Raw genomic sequence first — 15,680 nt, forward strand, 5'->3', positions numbered from 1 at the left:
CCGAGGGAGCTCCAACGGACGTTCATCCAGCGTGGTCGCGTCATTCTGGTCGTGCCGCGACGGACGGATCCCAGCGCCGGCTTGACGCCGGGCGCCGTTTCGGATGGGCAGGGAGACCCAGGCCGTGGTCTCGCCAGGGCGAGAGCGGCCTCGGCTCAGACCCGATCCCCAGCGAGTCGTTTCAGGAGAGCCCCATGCGCAAGTCTGCGTTCCTTGCCCTCGTCCTCCTGTCGGCCGGCCCGGCAAGGGCGGACTTTCCCTGCGACGCGCTGTGGGCGGAGCGCAATGCCGTCTATGCGGATGCAGGGTACTGCTTTCGCACGCCGCGCGGGATCAAGGCCTTCGGCAATGCCGGATGCCGGTTCGATGAGATCCGCGACGTGCCGCTTTCCGAACGCAAGCGACAGGACGTGGCCGACATCCTTCGCGAAGAGCGTCGGAACGGCTGCCGTGATTAGGGGGGCGCCGGACAGCCGAGTCTTCGGGCGGTGGGAGCACCCAAGACCTTAACGGTGACGATCTGTAGGGTGACGCCGAGACGCACCTGGCAAGGCCGAACGCGTGAGCGCCGGTGCCACTCCCCGGCAGGCCATACCCGCGAGCCCCTGCACCGGCGTACGCCGCGCGCCCCGGCCTCGATGGCCGGCTGTGGGACGGGCGGCGCGCTCAGGCCTCGGGATCGTCCTGGCCGCCGAACAGGCCGAACTGCCCGCTCGCCTCGCGTCGGGGCTCGGGAAACCCCATGTGGCGGAAGGCGTGGGGGGTGAGCATGCGTCCGCGCGGCGTGCGCTGGACGAAGCCCTTCTGGATCAGAAAGGGCTCGATGATGTCCTCGATGGCGTCGCGGGGCTCCGAGAGGGCGGCCGCGATGGTCTCGATGCCCACGGGACCGCCGTTGAAGGACTTCGCGATCATGGTGAGGTACTTGCGGTCCATCACGTCGAGGCCGGCTGGATCCACGTCGAGGAGTTGCAGGGCCCGGTCGGCGATGGCGCGGGTCACGGTCGGCGCATCGGCCACGATGGCGAAGTCGCGCACCCGGCGCAGCAGGCGCCCGGCGATGCGGGGGGTGCCGCGGGCGCGCTTGGCGATCTCGTTGGCGCCTTCCGGCGACATCCCGAGCCCGAGCACCCGCGCGCCCCGGCTCACGATGAGTTCGAGTTCGTCGACGTCGTAGAATTCCAGCCGGATCGGGATGCCGAAGCGGTCGCGCAACGGGGTGGTCAGCAGGCCGGCGCGGGTGGTGGCACCGACCAGCGTGAACTTCGGCAGCTCGATCTTCACCGAGCGGGCGGCGGGCCCCTCGCCGATGATGAGGTCGAGCTGGTAATCCTCCATCGCCGGATAGAGGATCTCCTCCACTGCCGGATTGAGGCGGTGGATCTCGTCAATGAAGAGCACGTCGCGCTCTTCCAGGTTCGTGAGCTGGGCCGCGAGATCGCCCGCCTTGGCGATGACCGGGCCCGAGGTGGAGCGGAAGTTCACCCCGAGTTCGCGCGCCACGATCTGCGCCAGCGTCGTCTTGCCGAGGCCGGGCGGCCCGACGAACAGCACGTGGTCGAGGGCCGAGCCGGTCTTCTTGGCCGACTCGATGAAGATGCTCATGTTGGCGCGCGCCGCCCGCTGTCCGATGAACTCGGACAGGCTCAAGGGGCGGATCGACTGCTCGAGGTCGTCCTCGCGCCGCTCCGGAGTGAGGAGCGACTCCGGCAACGGGTGCAGGGTCGGCGACTTCGGTGGCGACGCCTTCGAGGCAGGTCTGGGAGTTTTGCTCACACGGACTCTCGGTGGTGGGCGGCGGCGCCCGTGTCCATCATCTGTTCTCGTGGCCGATGTCGCATAAAGGCGCCGGTCGCGCTACATTCCGATGGCGGCGCAGGGCCCCAATGGAATGCTGGCCTGCACGAAGCGCGCGGGATTCGCCGTAGTCGGTGCATCACCGGAATTCGAACGGATGGCCCTCGACGATTTCGAGGAGCTGCTGGCCGACAAGCCCCGCAACAAGAGCTGGGAGCTGATCGGCGGCCGCGTGGTCCGGATGATGGTCGGCGCGCGCTGGGAGCATGCGCGCATCGTCCAGAACATCGCCCTGGGCCTGGAAGTCGGCTTCCGTGCCGAAGGATCGTCCTGCCAGACCTTCACCGAAACGTTTTACATGAAGAGCAAACCCCTGGAGGCCGCGATGCTTCCGGACGTGCTCGTCGTCTGCGGCGACATCGAACCGGGCGCGACCTCGGTCGAGAATCCCACGGTTCTGGTCGAGGTACTCTCACCCGGGACCGAGGAGCAGGATCGCTTCGAGACGTGGGCCGTCTATCCGCAGCTCGCCTTGCTTCAGCATGATGTGCTCGTGACGCGGGACCGACCCCATCTCGAAGTCTTCGACCGCGTCGAGGGGCGCTGGGGCGGGTTCCGGGTCATCGATGGCCTCGACGAAGTCCTCGATCTCCCGACGATCCCGGCCCTGCTGCCCCTGTGTGACATCGACTTTCGCGTCTTGGGGACGTAGGCCGTCCGCGTAAGCTGACCAAGTCAGCGCCGGGCATAGCGCCCGGCGCCCTCGACGTCCGGCCTACTCGGCTTCCGGCGCGATTGGCTCCAGGCCGCCGATGTGGCGCTGGGCGTAGAGCGGCAGGCCGATCTGCGAGATCAGCTCCAGCTGCGTCTCCAAGAAGTCGATATGACCTTCCTCGTCCTCGGCCAGATCCTCGAACAGACGCTTCGAAACGCGGTCGTTGATCGAATCGCAGTACTTCGCCGCCTCGAGGTAGAGGCTCCGCGCCTCGTTCTCGGCGGCAAGATCGCACTCGATGATTTCCTGGACGTTCTGGCCGATCCGCAGGGGATCGAGTTCCTGCAGATTCGGAAAGCCGTCGAGGAACAGGATCCGGTCGATGAACCGATCCGCGTGGTTCATCTCCTCGATCGATTCCTTGCGCCAGAACTTGGCGAGATCGATGTAACCCCAATCGTTGAGCATGCGGAAATGCAACCAATACTGGCTGACCGCCGTAAGCTCGCTGCGCAGTCCCCGATTGAGGTACTCGACGACCTTCGCATCACCCTTCATCCGCCCAATCTCCCTTGAGGCCTATCCGCCGGAGGGGAGCTTCAGCACCCGGCATGGGTGCTCAGGCGGCGACCCCCTCCTCCGCAGTTTGGACCTTGACCAAACTACAGGAGCTCGCGCAAGTCGCCGTGCACGCATGGGTGGCTTCGTCGAGGGCATTCTGCAGGATCGACCGGATGGTGCGGGCGCAGCGTCCGCATTTGGGGCTGCATCCGAGACAGGCTTGGACCTGCGCCGGGGTGCGCGGGCAATCCGGCCCCCGGTGGAGACAGGCGCGGACCGCGCGGTCGGACAGGACGTTGCAGGAACAGACGATCATGCGGGACCGTGACTCGTGCGGGGCTGTGCCGTGGGGGTGAGGCCACCGGGCTGAGGGTTCACCCGATCACTTCGTCGAATCTGGGGCGGCGGCATGCCGGACCTCGAAAGCCGAGGCCGTACATGGATTTGGAGATTACCTTAGAACTATTGAAAACTGCTGTATTATCAGCAGGTTAGCGTCCTCCCCTCCATCTGGCAACGGATATCGCCCGGGTCAAGGGCACAATTCACTCGTGGACGAGGGATCGCCCCGCGTCAGCGCGCGAGTTCCCGCAGGCCGAGGCGGATCAGGGTCTTGGCCTCCGCCCCCTCGCCGGCCCCCTTCAGTGCCTCGGCGATGGCGGCCGAGGCCTGGACCGGGGCGTAGCCGAGGTTGACCAGCGCCGAGATTGCATCGGTGACGGGTTGCGGCGCGGTCCGGTCTTCCACGGCGCCCGAGAGCGAAATCACGGCCGGGTCGATGGAGGCGAAGGCCGGGGCCTTGTCCTTGAGTTCCGCCACGATCCGGGCGGCGAGACGAGGACCGACGCCGGGCGCGCGCGCCACCCCGACCTTGTCGCCCATGGCGATGGCCGAGGCGAGGGCCGAGGGCTCGAGCACCGAGAGCAGCCCGAGGGCCACCTTGCTCCCCACCCCCTGCACGGTCTGGAGGAGCCGGAACCACTCGCGCTCGGCATCCGAGCGGAAGCCGTAGAGGCGGATCATATCCTCGCGGACATGGGTCTCGATGGCGAGATCCGCCGCCTCGCCGACACCGGGCAGGCGCTGGAGCGTGCGGGCCGAGCAATGGACGACGTAGCCGACACCCTGCACGTCGAGGATCACGAAATCCTCGCCGTAGGAATCCACCACGCCTTTGAGCTTGCCGATCATCGTCCCACCGTCATCCGTACCGGAGCCGCCTGCCTACAAGCCCGCGCGGGGGAGCGCCATGCGCGCAAACGATCGGACGGACACGGCCTTGAGGCAGGCTGGCGTTCGTGGAATCACGGGCACCCTGCTTCGACCCTCACGGATGACCGACCGATGCGTCCCATCGCGCTGCCCCTCTGCCTCGCCCTGATGCTTCCGGCCGGTTTCCTCGCCGCAGCCGAGACGCCCGCTCCCGCCGCCCCCTCCAGCGACCCGACGCAGGTGCGCGCCGGCGCCTACGTGCTCGATCCGACGCACGGCAAGATCACCTGGTCGGTGAGCCATCTCGGCTTCTCGACTTATTACGGACAGATCACGGACGTGAACGCCGAGGCGGTGCTCGACCCGAAGGAGCCGGCAAAATCCCGCCTCACGGTCACGATCGGCACCGACAGCGTCAACGGCCTCAACGACCGGCTCAACCAGCACCTCAAGAGCCCCGATTTCTTCGACACCGCGAAGTTCCCGAAAGCCACCTTCACGGCCACCAGCATCGAGCCGACGAGCCCCACCACGGCCCGGGTCAACGGCGACCTGACCCTGAAGGGCGTGACGAAGCCCGTGGCCTTCGACGCGACCTTCAACCAGGCCGGGATCAACCCCGTGAACAAGGCCTACACGGTGGGCTTCGATGGCCGCACCGTGATCAAGCGCTCGGATTTCGGGATCAGCGCCTTCCTGCCGGTGCTGGGCGACGACGTCGCCTTGCGCCTCGAGGGCGAGTTCAAGGCCGTCGAGTAAGAGCGGGATCCGGCGCGCGCAGGCGTCGGTAGATCTCCGCCAGGAGGGCTGTGACGAGAACCAGCATCCCCATCTCGATGAGGCCCGAGGCGACGACCCGGAGCGCGATCACCGGAAGGGGCAGGTCGAGGCCGGCGCGCTCCGGCGCGGTCAGGATGCGGCCGAGGAGGCCCGGCGGCAGGATCGCGGCGACGAGGATCAGGCCCAGGCGCGCGGCGGAACCGCGCGTCATCGCGACGACGCTGCGCAGGGTGGCATCGGGTGCTCCGACCGCCAGCGCCGGCGCGAGCATGCTCGTCCAGATCTGCACGACGAGGATGCCGATCCAGATCACGAGCCCCGAGGCCATGGGAATGAACCCGGCCCCGTCGTCCGCAAGCGCACGCCCCAGCAGACCTCCGACCAGCAGCCAGAACAGTTCCAGGGCCAGGAAGGCCTGGAACGGTCCGGACCGGCCCGCGACGATCTCCGGCAGACTGCCCCCGAAGCCGAGGATCCGACGGAACATCGCCATCCAGTAGGGCGCGAGCAGGATCGTGGCGGCGAGGTCCACGACGAAGACATCCTGCTGGAAGCGCGCGGGCTGCGTCGGATCGACCAGCACCGTGTGCAGTGCCTCCTTGGCGAGGATGACGAGCAGGGCGAGCGTCGTGGCCGAGCCGAGGGCCCGGGTCGCCGCGCGCCCCGATTCCAGGGCGTCCCGCACGGTCTGCGGCACGGGCAGTTTCGGGTCCATCGTCCGATCCTGTGCCATCCCGACCCGTCCTTGCCCCTCACCCGGAGGCGGACGAACAGCACGCCCGCACGGCCGAAGTCCAGGGGCTGACGCGGAAACCCGGTCCGTCGATCCGGTCAGCCCCGGGCCAGGGCCGCCGCGATGCGGGCATTGGCCAGCGCGCTGGCGCCGGGGACCGGGGCATGCGCCCGCTTCAGGGCGTGCGTGCCGCGATGGCTGTTATGGGCGATGGCAATGGCCAGCGCGTCCGCCGCGTCCGCGACCTTGAACGCGGCGGTGGGCAGCAGGAACTTCACCATGGCCTGGATCTGCACCTTCTCGGCATGGCCCGAGCCCGTCACGGTCTTCTTGATGAGGTTGGCCGAGTATTCGAACACAGGCATCCCGGCGAGCGCCGGAACGAGCAGCGCGACGGCACGGGCGTGGCCGAGCTTCAGGGTCGCCTGCGCGTCCTTGTTGACGAAGGTCTCCTCGACCGAGACCTCGTCCGGCTGGAACGCCTCCACGATGCGGGTGATGCCCTCGTAGAGTTCGCGCAGGCGCAGGGCGAGCGGGAGGTCTCCGTCCGAGGTGACGACGCCGCAATCGACATAAGCGACCTTGGTGCCCGTGGCGGTGATGACACCCCAGCCGGTCCGGCGAAGACCGGGGTCGATCCCGAGGATGCGGACGGGACCGGTCATGCGGACAGGACCATAGGAGGCTGGGTCATGGATCGGACGGCTCCGGGCGCGAGCACCGCGCCGATCTCAGCGTTAGGGACATACCGTGAACGGATCGTTATGCCAAGGCACGCGGGGAATCGGCACGCCTGATACCGGCCGCAGGGCGCCCGTGAGCCACGGCAAGTCGCTTCGACACCCACTCCATGGGCATTCGACCAAGTAGAAGGACGCTCGAATCGAGGCCTGATCCTGCGCAGACACGTCTCCGGGGAAATATCGCCAAGCACCGTCGACGCCGTTGCCTTACGGCAAGCATGACGAACGACGACATGTCCGGACGACCCGACCAAGACCGACATATCGTCGAGTCGAGACAAGTCACGGAATGAATCCGCAGAGGTTGCGACCCTAAGCGGTGAGAATAATCCGACGTCGGAATTGCGTACCTCGTGGTCCAACTCCCTTCTCGAGCGCTCCTGTACAAACTTTCCACCGGCCTTGCGGCAGCGGCGGCCATCCTGGTTCCCCTGGGCCTCCTAGCGGCGCCGACATCCGGAACGGTCGCGGTGATCGGCCCACCCGGTCGGGACATGATCGCGGTCGTCGCCCGCGCGGGCGGGTCCATCCTCCGCGCGGGCGGGTGGGCCGACATCCTCGTGGCCACCGCCGGTCCATCGGACCTCGTCGCCCGCCTCAACGCGTCCGGCGCCGGGCCGGTTGTCGATGCCCGCTTCGCGCGCGGCTGCGCACCGCTACCGGCCCTGTGAGTCCCGTATCTCTGAAGGAGACGCACCTGTCATGACGAACCTCGACACGCTCCGGCGGACCTTCGGCAAAGTCCTGATCGCCTTTCTCTGGCTGCATCTGCCGGTCGTCGCACTCGGTGCTTGGTTCTGCTGCAACGCATTGGCCCCCCGCTCCTGGTCGCGGCCTGTCTCGCGGGGCTGCGTACGCTGACGCGGTGGTGCTCCCCCACCGGGACGACGACACGCCTCGTCAGCAGTCTGTCCCTCATCGGCATGGCGGCGGTCCTGCTCTCCGCGTTCGCCGGACATCCGTGGCAGATCGACCTGCACATGTACTTCTTTGCCTGCATGGCCTTCACCGTGGCTTGGTGCGACCGGCACGTCCTCGTCGCCTGCGCGACCGCCACGGCCGGCCATCACCTCGCCCTCGACCTCCTGATGCCGATCCTGATTTTTCCGCAGGGCGTCGCAAGCTCCAGCCTCGCACGGGTGGTGCTGCATGCCGTCATCCTGATCCTCGAGACCGGTGTGCTGGCGTGGGTCGCGAACACCATCGCGACGACCCTCATCGCGCAGGCGGAGTCCGAACACGCCGTCCGAACGCAGATGGACCAGTTGCGGGTGCTCGAAGCGGAGACGGCCCTGGCAAGGGTCGGTGTCGAGGCGCAGCGCAAGGCCGCAATGCAGGACACCGCCCAGTACTTCGAATCGACGGTGGTCGGCATTCTCGGACGGGTTACGGAAGCGGCAGGCGCGCTGGGTGTGACCGCCCGCGCCATGGCGGTCACGGCGGGCGGCACGACCGGAGAAGCGAGTGCGGTCGCGAGTGCGGCCTCCAACGTCACCACGGTCGCCAGTACCGCCGAAGAACTCGGCGCGTCGGTTCAGGAGATCGGGCGGCAGGTCGGAGAATCAGCACGCATGGCGCAGGGCGCGGTGGTTGAGGCCGATGCCACCGGACAGCTGGTCCGGGCTCTGAGCACCGGAGCCGCTCGAATCGGCGACGTCGTCGGGATGATCACGGGGATTGCCGAGCAGACCAACTTGCTGGCCCTCAACGCAACGATCGAGGCGGCGCACGCCGGTGAGGCCGGACGGGGCTTCGCCGTGGTCGCCGCGGAGGTGAAGGAACTCGCCAATCAGACGGTCAAGGCCACCGAGGAGATCACGCAGCAGATCAATGCGATCCAGGCCACGACCGGCGAAGCGGTGACCGCGATCGAGGGCATCGCTGCGCGCATCCGCACCATGAGCAGCGCCACGGACGCGATCGCCGTGGATCAGCAGGGAACGGCGACCCAGGCCATCATCCGCAGCGGGGCCACGCCGCCACGGGCAATGGCGCGATCACCACCACCATCGACGGCGTCGCGCGCTCGGCCGAGGAGACGGGGGCGGCCGCCGCCGAGGTGCTCACGGCGGCGGCGGCACTCGCCGGCGAAGCGGATCAACTCGGCGCCGAGGTCAACCGGTTCCTCCACACGGTCAGGGCTGCCTGAGGGGGTCCAGGGCGGTCAGCCCTGGAGCTTCTCCATCAAAGCATCGGACAGGGCGAAGTTGACGAAGACGTTCTGGACATCGTCCTGGTCCTCGATCACCTCCACGAGGCGCAGCAGCTTCTCGCCGGTCTCGTCATCGACCTCGATGGTGTTCTGGGCCTTCCACACGAGCGCCGTGCGGCGCGGCTCGCCGAAGCGGGCTTCGAGCGCCTTAGAGACCTCACCATAGGCGTCCTGTGCGCAGGTAACCTCGTGGCCGGTCTCGTCCGAGCGCACGTCGTCGGCGCCTGCCTCGATGGCGGCCTCCAGCATGGTGTCGGCATCCGCGACCTTGGCGTCGAACTCCACCACGCCGACATGGTCGAACATGAAGGAAACCGCCCCCGTCTCGGCGAGGCTGCCGCCGGACTTGGTGAAGGCCGAGCGTACGTCCGAGGCCGTGCGGTTGCGGTTGTCGGTCTGCGCCTCGACGATGAGCGCGGCGCCGCCCGGGCCGTAGCCCTCGTAGCGGATCTCGTCGTAGCTCTCGGCGTCGGCGCCCGAGGCCTTCTTGATCGCGCGCTCGATGTTGTCCTTGGGCACGTTCTCGGCGCGGGCCGCGATGATGGCGGCGCGCAGGCGGGCGTTCATCGCCGGATCGGGCAGGCCGAGCTTGGCCGCGACCGTGATTTCGCGCGCGAGCTTGCCGAACAGCTTCGAGCGGACCGCGTCGACGCGGCCCTTGCGGTGCATGATGTTCTTGAACTGGGAATGGCCGGCCATGACGTGACTCTGGAGGTAAGGAGGCCGAATCGCGCCGGCCGCGGACCGGGTGGCGCGTCCGCGATGCGGGGAGACGAGGTTGCCGGCTTATAGGACGCAGGTCGCACCGATGACAACGCTGCGCCGCAGCGTCGGAGTGCCGGGTAAAGGGATCGGGGCGAGGGCTCGGTCCACGGTGGCCATCGGCGGCAGAGCGACTATCCTGGCGCTTATGATCCACGACGCATCCCGGGACCGCCCCGATCCCCACGCCCGCTCCGAGGCGCCGGCAGGAGCAGCGCCCCCCTCTTCCTGGCTCAAGCTCGGTCTGGCCGGCGCCATCGGCTTCGTCGCCGGCGCCATGCTGTTCCCCACGCCCGCCGAGGGAGACTCACGCCGGTCGCGTGCGCCGACGCTTCCGGTCAGGCGAGAGCTCAGGCAGGAACTCAGGCAGAAATCTGGGCGTGCCAGTCGCGCAGAGCCCTCAGGGTGACGTGCCCCTCCGGCCAGACATGGCCGGAAAGGTGCCGATGCGGCGCCCCGGCCTCGCCGAGATCCGACACGGCCGAGAACGCCCCGTCGAGGCGGTGGCTCTCGGTGTAGCGGCTGCGCGTGGCGATGACGGGCAGGCCCGCATCGAGCGCCGAGCGGATGCCGGCGGCCGAATCCTCGAAGGCCACGGCCTCGGACGGCGCCACCTCGAGGCGCCGGAGCGCGAGGTCGAACACGTCCGGGGCCGGCTTCTTGCGCGCCGCCTCGTCGCCACAGGCGATCACGTCGAAGGGGACGTCACTGCGCGGGAAGTTGATCCGCAACAGGGTGTCGACGTTCGGGCGGCTCGTGGTGCTGGCCACCGCGAGCTTGAGACCCTCCGCCCGCGCCTCCCCGATCAACCGCGCGACGCCGGGCCGGAGCGCGAGGCCGCCCCCTTCCACCAGGTCGCCGTAAAGGCGGGTCTTGCGGTCGTGGATCTCGCCCATGAGCGGGCGGAGGGCATCGAGCTGCCCCGCATGCTCGGTCTCGACGTAGTGGCGCAGGCGCTCCTTGCCGCCCATCACGGTCAGGAGGTCGGCATAGAGCGCGGGCGACCACACCCAGGGAAGACCGAGTTCCGCGAAGGCACCGTTGAAGGCCCGACGATGCAGGTCCTCGGTCTCGGCGAGCGTCCCGTCGACGTCGAAGATCAGCGCCCTCAGCATGAGAGGGTGCCGCCTCCCACCGATGCGGCTCCCGCCCGGATCGCCGCGATGCGCTCGGCGTAGCCCGCCGGACCGCCCTTGAACACGGCGTTGCCGGCCACGAAGGCATTGGCGCCGGCCCGCGCCGCCCGGACCACGGTCTCGGGATCGATCCCACCATCGACCTCGATGTCGATGTCACGCCCGGCCGTCATCGCGCGGATTCGTGCGATCGTCTCCAGGGTCGAGGGGATGAAGCTCTGGCCGCCGAAACCCGGATTGACGGTCATCACCAGGACGAGGTCCACGATGTCGAGGAGCGGCTCGATCGCCGAGGCCGGCGTGCCCGGGTTGAGGGCGATGCCTGCGCGCTTGCCGAGGTTCCGGATCGCCTGGAGCGAGCGGTGGATGTGCGGGCCCGCCTCCACATGGACCGAGATCGTATCGGCCCCGGCCTCCGCGAAGGCGGCGAGGTAGGGGTCGGCCGGCGCGATCATCAGGTGGACGTCGAAATGCTTGGCCGAGTGCGGACGCAGAGCCTTGATCACCGCCGGCCCGAAGGTGAGATTCGGCACGAAGTGCCCGTCCATCACGTCGAGGTGGATCCAGTCGGCCCCCGCCTCGGAGACGGCACGCACCTCCTCGCCGAGCTTGGCGAAATCCGCCGAAAGGATCGAGGGCGAGATGATCGGGCCGTTCATGGGTCTGGGTCCTCTTGCGTGCATCGCCGACGGCCTCAAGCCATCCGGCGCTTGCGCTCGACGAGTTGCATGATGATCGGCGTCAGGATGAGCTGCATGGCGAGATCGAGCTTGCCGCCGGGGATCACGATGGAATTGGCCCGGCTCATGAACGAGCCCTGGATCATCGAGATCAGGTAGGAGAAGTCGATGCCCTTGGGGTCCTTGAAGCGGATCACCACCATCGATTCGTCCGCCGTGGGGATCCAGCGGGCGATGAACGGGTTCGAGGTGTCCACCGTGGGCACCCGCTGGAAGTTGATGTCCGTCCAGGTGAATTGCGGGCAGATGGTCTGCACGTAATCGGGCATGCGCCGCAGGATCACGTCGGTGACGGCCTCGGTGGAATAGCCCCGGAACGAGCGGTCCCGGTGCAGCTTCTGGATCCATTCGAGGTTGATCACCGGCACTACGCCGATCTTGAGATCGGCGTAGCGGGCCATGTCGACGTTGTCGTCCACGACGCAGCCGTGCAGGCCCTCGTAGAACAGCAGGTCTGAGCCCGGGGGAAAAGCCTCCCAGGGCGTGAAGGTACCGGGCTCGGTGCCGTAGAGCGCGGCGTCCGCCGCATCGTGCGCGTAATGGCGCGTGCGACCGCCCCCCGATTCGCCGTAGGTCCGGAAGACCTCCTCCAACTCGGGCAGGAGGTTGGCGCGCGGGGCGAAGTGACTGAGGTTCGGCTCCTCCGCCATCTTCCGGCGCATGGTGTCCCGGTCATAGGCGTGGAAGGCATCGCCCTCGATGTAGACCGCGCTCACGTCCTCGCGGCGGAAGATCTGCTCGAAGGTATTGCGGACCGACGTGGTCCCGGCTCCCGAGGAGCCGGTGACCGAGATGATGGGATGACGCGCCGACATGGATGTGCGTGGTGCCCCGGAGGCGCTAGCTGCGCATCAGGCCGCGCTGCCCGAACAGGGGCGAGCGTCCGGCGGCGGCATTGCGTCCGCCATAGTATTTGGCGACGCAGGCGACCTCGTCCACCGACCCGAAGATCAGCGGCACGCGCTCGTGGATGCCGGTGGCGCTGATGTCGAGGATGCGGCGCTCGCCGTCGATGGCCCCGGCCCCGGCCTGCTCCATCAGCATGGCGATGGGGGCGGCCTCGTAGAGAAGGCGCAGCCGCCCCTGGGCATAACCCTTGCGGTTGTCGCCCGGATACAGGAACACGCCGCCGCGCAGGAGCACCCGCTGGGCATCGGCCACCAGGGAGCCGAGCCAGCGCATGTTGAAGTCCTTGTCCAGCGGGCCTTCCGAGCCGCGCAGGCAATCCTCGATATAGGCCTTCACCGGGGCGTCCCAGTTCCGGGCGTTCGAGGCGTTGATCGCGTATTCCTTGGCCGCGGCCACCACCTCGATCCGAGGATGGGTGAGCCGGAAGGTCCGTGCCGCCCGGTCGAGGGTGTAGATCTGCGTGCCGTGGCCGAGCGTGACCACGAGGGAGGTCGCCGGACCGTAGGTGACGAAGCCGGCGGCGATCTGTTCGGTGCCCGGGGTGGTGAAGGAGGCGATCGAATCGGTGTCGCCCGCGACCACCGGGCGGATGCCGAAGATCGAGCCCACCGCCATGTTGACGCCGATGTTCGACGAGCCGTCGAGGGGGTCGATCGCCACGGCGAGCGGCGCGGCAGGATCGAGCACCATCATCCCCTCGGCCTCTTCCGAGGCGACCACCGCCACGGGCGCGCCGCGCAGAGCCTCGGTGAAGCGCTCGTGGGCCAGCACGTCGAGGGCCTTCTGGACGTCGCCGTCGCTGTTGTGCTCGCCGGTGGCCGCGAGGTCGGCTCCGCCGAGCATGCCCCGGCCGATCACCTCACTGACATCGACGGCCGCCTCGGCGCAGGCCGCCACGACGGCGGCGGCATCGGCGAGCCGCGCATCGGCGGCGACCGCCTGCGCAAGGCAGTCCGCGAGGGTGGACCCGAACTCCAGAGACACCGTCGACATCAACGTCCGTCCTTCTTCCATTGCCCGCCGACCTGACATCCCAGCGGACCGTCATCTTACCCTGCCCTTGGCACGAGAGCGCCCGGCGGCACCAGGGGGTATGGGCGCATCGCACCCGCGAGCCCTCGCATCGTACCACCGAAAGAATTCTGAAAAAACTTGCGAGCTATTCCAAAAAAACTAGAACCGCCTCATGCGCAACCTGTCCCTCAAACAGCTCCAGGCCGTCGCCGCGGTCGCCCGTCTCGGCACCATGACCCGCGCCGCGCAGGAGCTCAACGTCACCTCGGCCGCCCTCTATGCCCGCATCCGCCAGCTGGAGGAGGAGGCGGGGCTGATGCTGTTCGACCGCACGCCCACGGGGCTGAAGCCCACGGATGCCGGGCGCGAGATGCTCTGGGCGATCAACAGCATCAACACCGTGCTGGAAACCTGCGCCGACCGTCTGGAGACCCTCAAGGGCGGCAGCGGCGGACGCGTGGCGATGGGCGTGGTCTCGACGGCGAAGTACTTCGCGCCGGGCGTGATCTCGGGCTTCGTCGGGCTGCATCCGGGCGTGGAGATCAACCTCACGGTGGGCAATCGCGGCCACATGGTGGAGGCCCTGCGCAACTACGAGATCGATTTCGCGATCATGGGCCGGCCGCCGCGCGACTTCGCCATCGAGGCGGAGATCTTCGGGCCTCACCCGATTGTCATCATCGCGGCCCCGAACCATCCTTTCGCCGGCCGCAGCGGGCTGACGCGGGCGGATCTGGCGCAGGAATCCTTCCTGGTGCGCGAGGAGGGCTCCGGCACCCGGACGGTGTTCGAGGAGTTCATGGCCGGGATCATGATCAAACGGGCGCGCCTCGGGATCGATTCGGGCTCGAACGAGACGATCAAGCAGGCGGTGATGGCGGATCTCGGCATCGCGCTTCTCTCCGCCCACACCGTGGCCGCCGAGCTGGAGAGCGGCCGCCTCGTGGTCCTCGACGTCCAGGGCTTGCCAATCCGGCGCGACTGGTACGCGGTGCGCCGGGCCGACAAGGTGCTGGGCCCTGCGGCGGCGGCCTTCTGGGACTATATCGTCAAGGATGGCGGGCGCTGGCTGCCGCAACTGCGGCTCTCGCCCGAGCCGTCGCCCGTCACGGTGGAGTTCGAGACGTGAGCGAACAGGGTAGGCGCGCGGCGGGCGTCGTCATCCTCGGCGCCGGGCAGGCTGGCTTCCAGGTCGCCGCGTCCCTCCGCGAGGCGGGCTTTGCCGATCCCATCACCCTGGTGGGGGACGAGGGCCTGCCCTATCAGCGCCCGCCGCTGTCGAAGGCCTATCTGGCCGGCAAGACCGATGCGGCGGGCCTGTCCCTGCGTCCCGCCACCTTCTTCGCCGAGCACCGGATCACGCACCGACCGCACGTCACCGCCACCGCCATCGCCCGCGAGGCCCGTCGCGTCGCCTTGAGCGACGGGACCGATCTCGCCTACGACCACCTCGTCCTCGCCACCGGCGCGCGTAACCGGGCGTTGCCGGTGCCGGGGGCGAGCCTGGCGGGCGTGCATCAGTTACGCTCGCTGACCGATGCCGATGCACTCAAGGCCGCGCTCGCCGGCGCACGGGCGATCGCCATCGTCGGCGCGGGCTTCATCGGCCTCGAATTCGCCGGGATCTGCGCCGGACGCGGCCTGCCCGTCACGGTGGTCGAGGCGGCAGACCGGCCGATGGCCCGTGCAGTCTCGGCGGAGATGGCCGGGTTCTTCACGCGGGCCCATACCGACGCCGGGATCCGCTTCGCCTTCGGAGCCGGCGTTCAGGCGGTGGAGGGAGAGGCCGGGCGGGCGGTTGCGGTCCGGCTCGGCGACGGCTCGGCCATTGCGGCCGACCTCGTCCTCGTCGGGATCGGCGTGGTGCCGAACCAGGAACTCGCCGAGGCCGCCGGCCTCGCGGTCGGGGACGGCATCCATACGGACGCGTTCCTGGCAACGTCCGACCCGGCGGTCTCGGCGCTCGGCGATTGCGCCCGGGTGCCGAGCCGCTTCCTGGAGGGCAGTCCCGTACGCATCGAGTCGGTGCAGAACGCCGTCGACCAGGGCCGCTGCCTCGCCGCCCGCCTGACCGGGCGACCGACCGCCTACGCGGCAGTGCCCTGGTTCTGGAGCGACCAGGGTCCGCACAAGCTGCAGATCGCCGGACTGGCCCAGCCCGGCGATGCCAGCGTGGCACGCGCCTCCGAGACGGGGCTCTCGGTCTTCCGGTATCGCCAAGGCCAACTCGCCGCCGTCGAATCGGTCGATCGCCCGGCGGATCACATGGCGGCGCGCCGCATCCTCGGCCTTGGCCTCGCCCTCGCGCCGGAGCAGGCGGCCGACCCACACTACGACCTCAAGGCGCTCGTCAAAGGCGCTTGAGC

The 15,680-nt window shown here is 68.6% G+C and carries 18 protein-coding genes and 1 pseudogene; 8 read left to right on the forward strand and 11 right to left on the reverse strand.

Features of this window, described 5'->3' with window-relative positions:
• Nucleotides 1–194 precede the first annotated feature (194 nt).
• Nucleotides 195–458 carry a YARHG domain-containing protein gene (locus OF380_RS05860; protein ID WP_264049823.1) on the forward strand — a complete coding sequence of 88 codons (264 nt, stop codon included), beginning with the start codon at nt 195–197 and terminating at the stop codon, nt 456–458.
• Nucleotides 459–666: 208 nt separating this feature from the next.
• Here OF380_RS05860 and ruvB read toward each other — a convergent pair whose 3' ends face one another.
• Nucleotides 667–1,722: a Holliday junction branch migration DNA helicase RuvB gene (gene ruvB / locus OF380_RS05865; protein WP_318784664.1), complete on the reverse strand. Its 1,056-nt coding sequence runs from the start codon at nt 1,720–1,722 to the stop codon at nt 667–669.
• A 232-nt stretch (nt 1,723–1,954) separates the two neighbouring features.
• On the opposite strand from ruvB, the gene OF380_RS05870 reads away from it, so the two are divergent.
• Nucleotides 1,955–2,509: a Uma2 family endonuclease gene (locus tag OF380_RS05870; protein ID WP_264049825.1), complete on the forward strand. Its 555-nt coding sequence runs from the start codon at nt 1,955–1,957 to the stop codon at nt 2,507–2,509.
• Between the two features lie 63 nt (nt 2,510–2,572).
• Here OF380_RS05870 and bfr read toward each other — a convergent pair whose 3' ends face one another.
• From bfr to ruvA, 3 genes are all read right to left on the reverse strand, one after another.
• A complete protein-coding gene (gene bfr / locus OF380_RS05875; RefSeq protein WP_264049826.1) occupies nt 2,573–3,070 on the reverse strand; it encodes a bacterioferritin in 498 nt (165 codons plus the stop codon).
• A 61-nt stretch (nt 3,071–3,131) separates the two neighbouring features.
• Nucleotides 3,132–3,389, reverse strand: a complete 258-nt coding sequence (locus OF380_RS05880) for a (2Fe-2S)-binding protein (RefSeq protein WP_264049829.1) — start codon at nt 3,387–3,389, stop codon at nt 3,132–3,134.
• 257 nt (nt 3,390–3,646) lie between these two features.
• Nucleotides 3,647–4,264 (reverse strand): Holliday junction branch migration protein RuvA, encoded by a 618-nt coding sequence (gene ruvA, locus OF380_RS05885; protein WP_264049830.1) that lies wholly within the window; start codon nt 4,262–4,264, stop codon nt 3,647–3,649.
• Nucleotides 4,265–4,417: 153 nt separating this feature from the next.
• On the opposite strand from ruvA, the gene OF380_RS05890 reads away from it, so the two are divergent.
• Entirely contained in the window at nt 4,418–5,044 is a 627-nt protein-coding gene (locus OF380_RS05890; protein WP_404810543.1) for a YceI family protein, read from the forward strand.
• Here the strand turns inward: OF380_RS05890 and OF380_RS05895 are convergent.
• A complete protein-coding gene (locus tag OF380_RS05895; protein ID WP_264049831.1) occupies nt 5,028–5,780 on the reverse strand; it encodes a hypothetical protein in 753 nt (250 codons plus the stop codon). The genes OF380_RS05890 and OF380_RS05895 overlap by 17 nt on opposite strands.
• Nucleotides 5,781–5,896: 116 nt before the next feature.
• Complete coding sequence (gene ruvC / locus OF380_RS05900) at nt 5,897–6,463, reverse strand: crossover junction endodeoxyribonuclease RuvC (RefSeq protein ID WP_264049832.1); 567 nt, start codon at nt 6,461–6,463, stop codon at nt 5,897–5,899.
• Between the two features lie 548 nt (nt 6,464–7,011).
• Between ruvC and OF380_RS05905 the strand changes: the two genes are divergently transcribed.
• The 3 genes and pseudogenes from OF380_RS05905 to OF380_RS05915 form a co-directional block, all read left to right on the forward strand.
• Nucleotides 7,012–7,212, forward strand: a complete 201-nt coding sequence (locus OF380_RS05905) for a hypothetical protein (RefSeq protein WP_264049833.1) — start codon at nt 7,012–7,014, stop codon at nt 7,210–7,212.
• Between the two features lie 31 nt (nt 7,213–7,243).
• Nucleotides 7,244–7,402 carry a hypothetical protein gene (locus OF380_RS05910; RefSeq protein ID WP_264049834.1) on the forward strand — a complete coding sequence of 53 codons (159 nt, stop codon included), beginning with the start codon at nt 7,244–7,246 and terminating at the stop codon, nt 7,400–7,402.
• A 710-nt stretch (nt 7,403–8,112) separates the two neighbouring features.
• Nucleotides 8,113–8,397 (forward strand): annotated as a pseudogene (locus OF380_RS05915) (methyl-accepting chemotaxis protein); the annotation flags it as partial.
• A 308-nt stretch (nt 8,398–8,705) separates the two neighbouring features.
• On the opposite strand, the gene OF380_RS05920 reads toward OF380_RS05915, so the two are convergent.
• The 5 genes from OF380_RS05920 to OF380_RS05940 all read right to left on the reverse strand — a co-directional run bounded on the left by OF380_RS05920 (nt 8,706) and on the right by OF380_RS05940 (nt 13,293).
• Complete coding sequence (locus OF380_RS05920; RefSeq protein WP_264049835.1) at nt 8,706–9,452, reverse strand: YebC/PmpR family DNA-binding transcriptional regulator; 747 nt, start codon at nt 9,450–9,452, stop codon at nt 8,706–8,708.
• Between the two features lie 425 nt (nt 9,453–9,877).
• Nucleotides 9,878–10,630: an HAD-IA family hydrolase gene (locus OF380_RS05925; protein ID WP_264049837.1), complete on the reverse strand. Its 753-nt coding sequence runs from the start codon at nt 10,628–10,630 to the stop codon at nt 9,878–9,880.
• The gene (gene rpe / locus OF380_RS05930; RefSeq protein WP_264049838.1) at nt 10,624–11,310 is read right to left on the reverse strand and encodes a ribulose-phosphate 3-epimerase; all 687 of its coding nucleotides are present in this window, start codon (nt 11,308–11,310) and stop codon (nt 10,624–10,626) included. The genes OF380_RS05925 and rpe overlap by 7 nt, the downstream gene beginning before the upstream one ends.
• Nucleotides 11,311–11,345: 35 nt before the next feature.
• Nucleotides 11,346–12,206: a phosphoribulokinase gene (locus tag OF380_RS05935; RefSeq protein ID WP_264049839.1), complete on the reverse strand. Its 861-nt coding sequence runs from the start codon at nt 12,204–12,206 to the stop codon at nt 11,346–11,348.
• A gap of 25 nt (nt 12,207–12,231) precedes the next feature.
• On the reverse strand, nt 12,232–13,293 hold the full coding sequence (locus tag OF380_RS05940; protein ID WP_264049840.1) for a class 1 fructose-bisphosphatase: 1,062 nt from the start codon (nt 13,291–13,293) through the stop codon (nt 12,232–12,234).
• Between the two features lie 193 nt (nt 13,294–13,486).
• On the opposite strand from OF380_RS05940, the gene OF380_RS05945 reads away from it, so the two are divergent.
• Nucleotides 13,487–14,443 (forward strand): LysR family transcriptional regulator, encoded by a 957-nt coding sequence (locus tag OF380_RS05945; protein ID WP_264049841.1) that lies wholly within the window; start codon nt 13,487–13,489, stop codon nt 14,441–14,443.
• Nucleotides 14,440–15,678 carry an NAD(P)/FAD-dependent oxidoreductase gene (locus tag OF380_RS05950; RefSeq protein WP_264049842.1) on the forward strand — a complete coding sequence of 413 codons (1,239 nt, stop codon included), beginning with the start codon at nt 14,440–14,442 and terminating at the stop codon, nt 15,676–15,678. Before OF380_RS05945 ends, OF380_RS05950 begins: the two co-directional genes overlap by 4 nt.
• Nucleotides 15,679–15,680 lie beyond the last annotated feature (2 nt).

It is taken from the genome of Methylobacterium sp. FF17 (genome assembly GCF_025813715.1).
GTDB lineage: Bacteria > Pseudomonadota > Alphaproteobacteria > Rhizobiales > Beijerinckiaceae > Methylobacterium > Methylobacterium flocculans.

Coding starts and splice junctions, on each gene's coding strand:
- OF380_RS05860 (WP_264049823.1), top strand. CDS start 195: ATGCGCAAGTCTGCGTTCCTTGCCCTCGTCCTCCTGTCGGCCGGCCCG.
- OF380_RS05870 (WP_264049825.1), top strand. CDS start 1,955: ATGGCCCTCGACGATTTCGAGGAGCTGCTGGCCGACAAGCCCCGCAAC.
- bfr (WP_264049826.1), bottom strand. CDS start 3,070: ATGAAGGGTGATGCGAAGGTCGTCGAGTACCTCAATCGGGGACTGCGC.
- OF380_RS05880 (WP_264049829.1), bottom strand. CDS start 3,389: ATGATCGTCTGTTCCTGCAACGTCCTGTCCGACCGCGCGGTCCGCGCC.
- ruvA (WP_264049830.1), bottom strand. CDS start 4,264: ATGATCGGCAAGCTCAAAGGCGTGGTGGATTCCTACGGCGAGGATTTC.
- OF380_RS05890 (WP_404810543.1), top strand. CDS start 4,418: ATGCGTCCCATCGCGCTGCCCCTCTGCCTCGCCCTGATGCTTCCGGCC.
- OF380_RS05895 (WP_264049831.1), bottom strand. CDS start 5,780: ATGGACCCGAAACTGCCCGTGCCGCAGACCGTGCGGGACGCCCTGGAA.
- ruvC (WP_264049832.1), bottom strand. CDS start 6,463: ATGACCGGTCCCGTCCGCATCCTCGGGATCGACCCCGGTCTTCGCCGG.
- OF380_RS05910 (WP_264049834.1), top strand. CDS start 7,244: ATGACGAACCTCGACACGCTCCGGCGGACCTTCGGCAAAGTCCTGATC.
- OF380_RS05920 (WP_264049835.1), bottom strand. CDS start 9,452: ATGGCCGGCCATTCCCAGTTCAAGAACATCATGCACCGCAAGGGCCGC.
- OF380_RS05925 (WP_264049837.1), bottom strand. CDS start 10,630: ATGCTGAGGGCGCTGATCTTCGACGTCGACGGGACGCTCGCCGAGACC.
- rpe (WP_264049838.1), bottom strand. CDS start 11,310: ATGAACGGCCCGATCATCTCGCCCTCGATCCTTTCGGCGGATTTCGCC.
- OF380_RS05935 (WP_264049839.1), bottom strand. CDS start 12,206: ATGTCGGCGCGTCATCCCATCATCTCGGTCACCGGCTCCTCGGGAGCC.
- OF380_RS05940 (WP_264049840.1), bottom strand. CDS start 13,293: ATGTCGACGGTGTCTCTGGAGTTCGGGTCCACCCTCGCGGACTGCCTT.
- OF380_RS05945 (WP_264049841.1), top strand. CDS start 13,487: ATGCGCAACCTGTCCCTCAAACAGCTCCAGGCCGTCGCCGCGGTCGCC.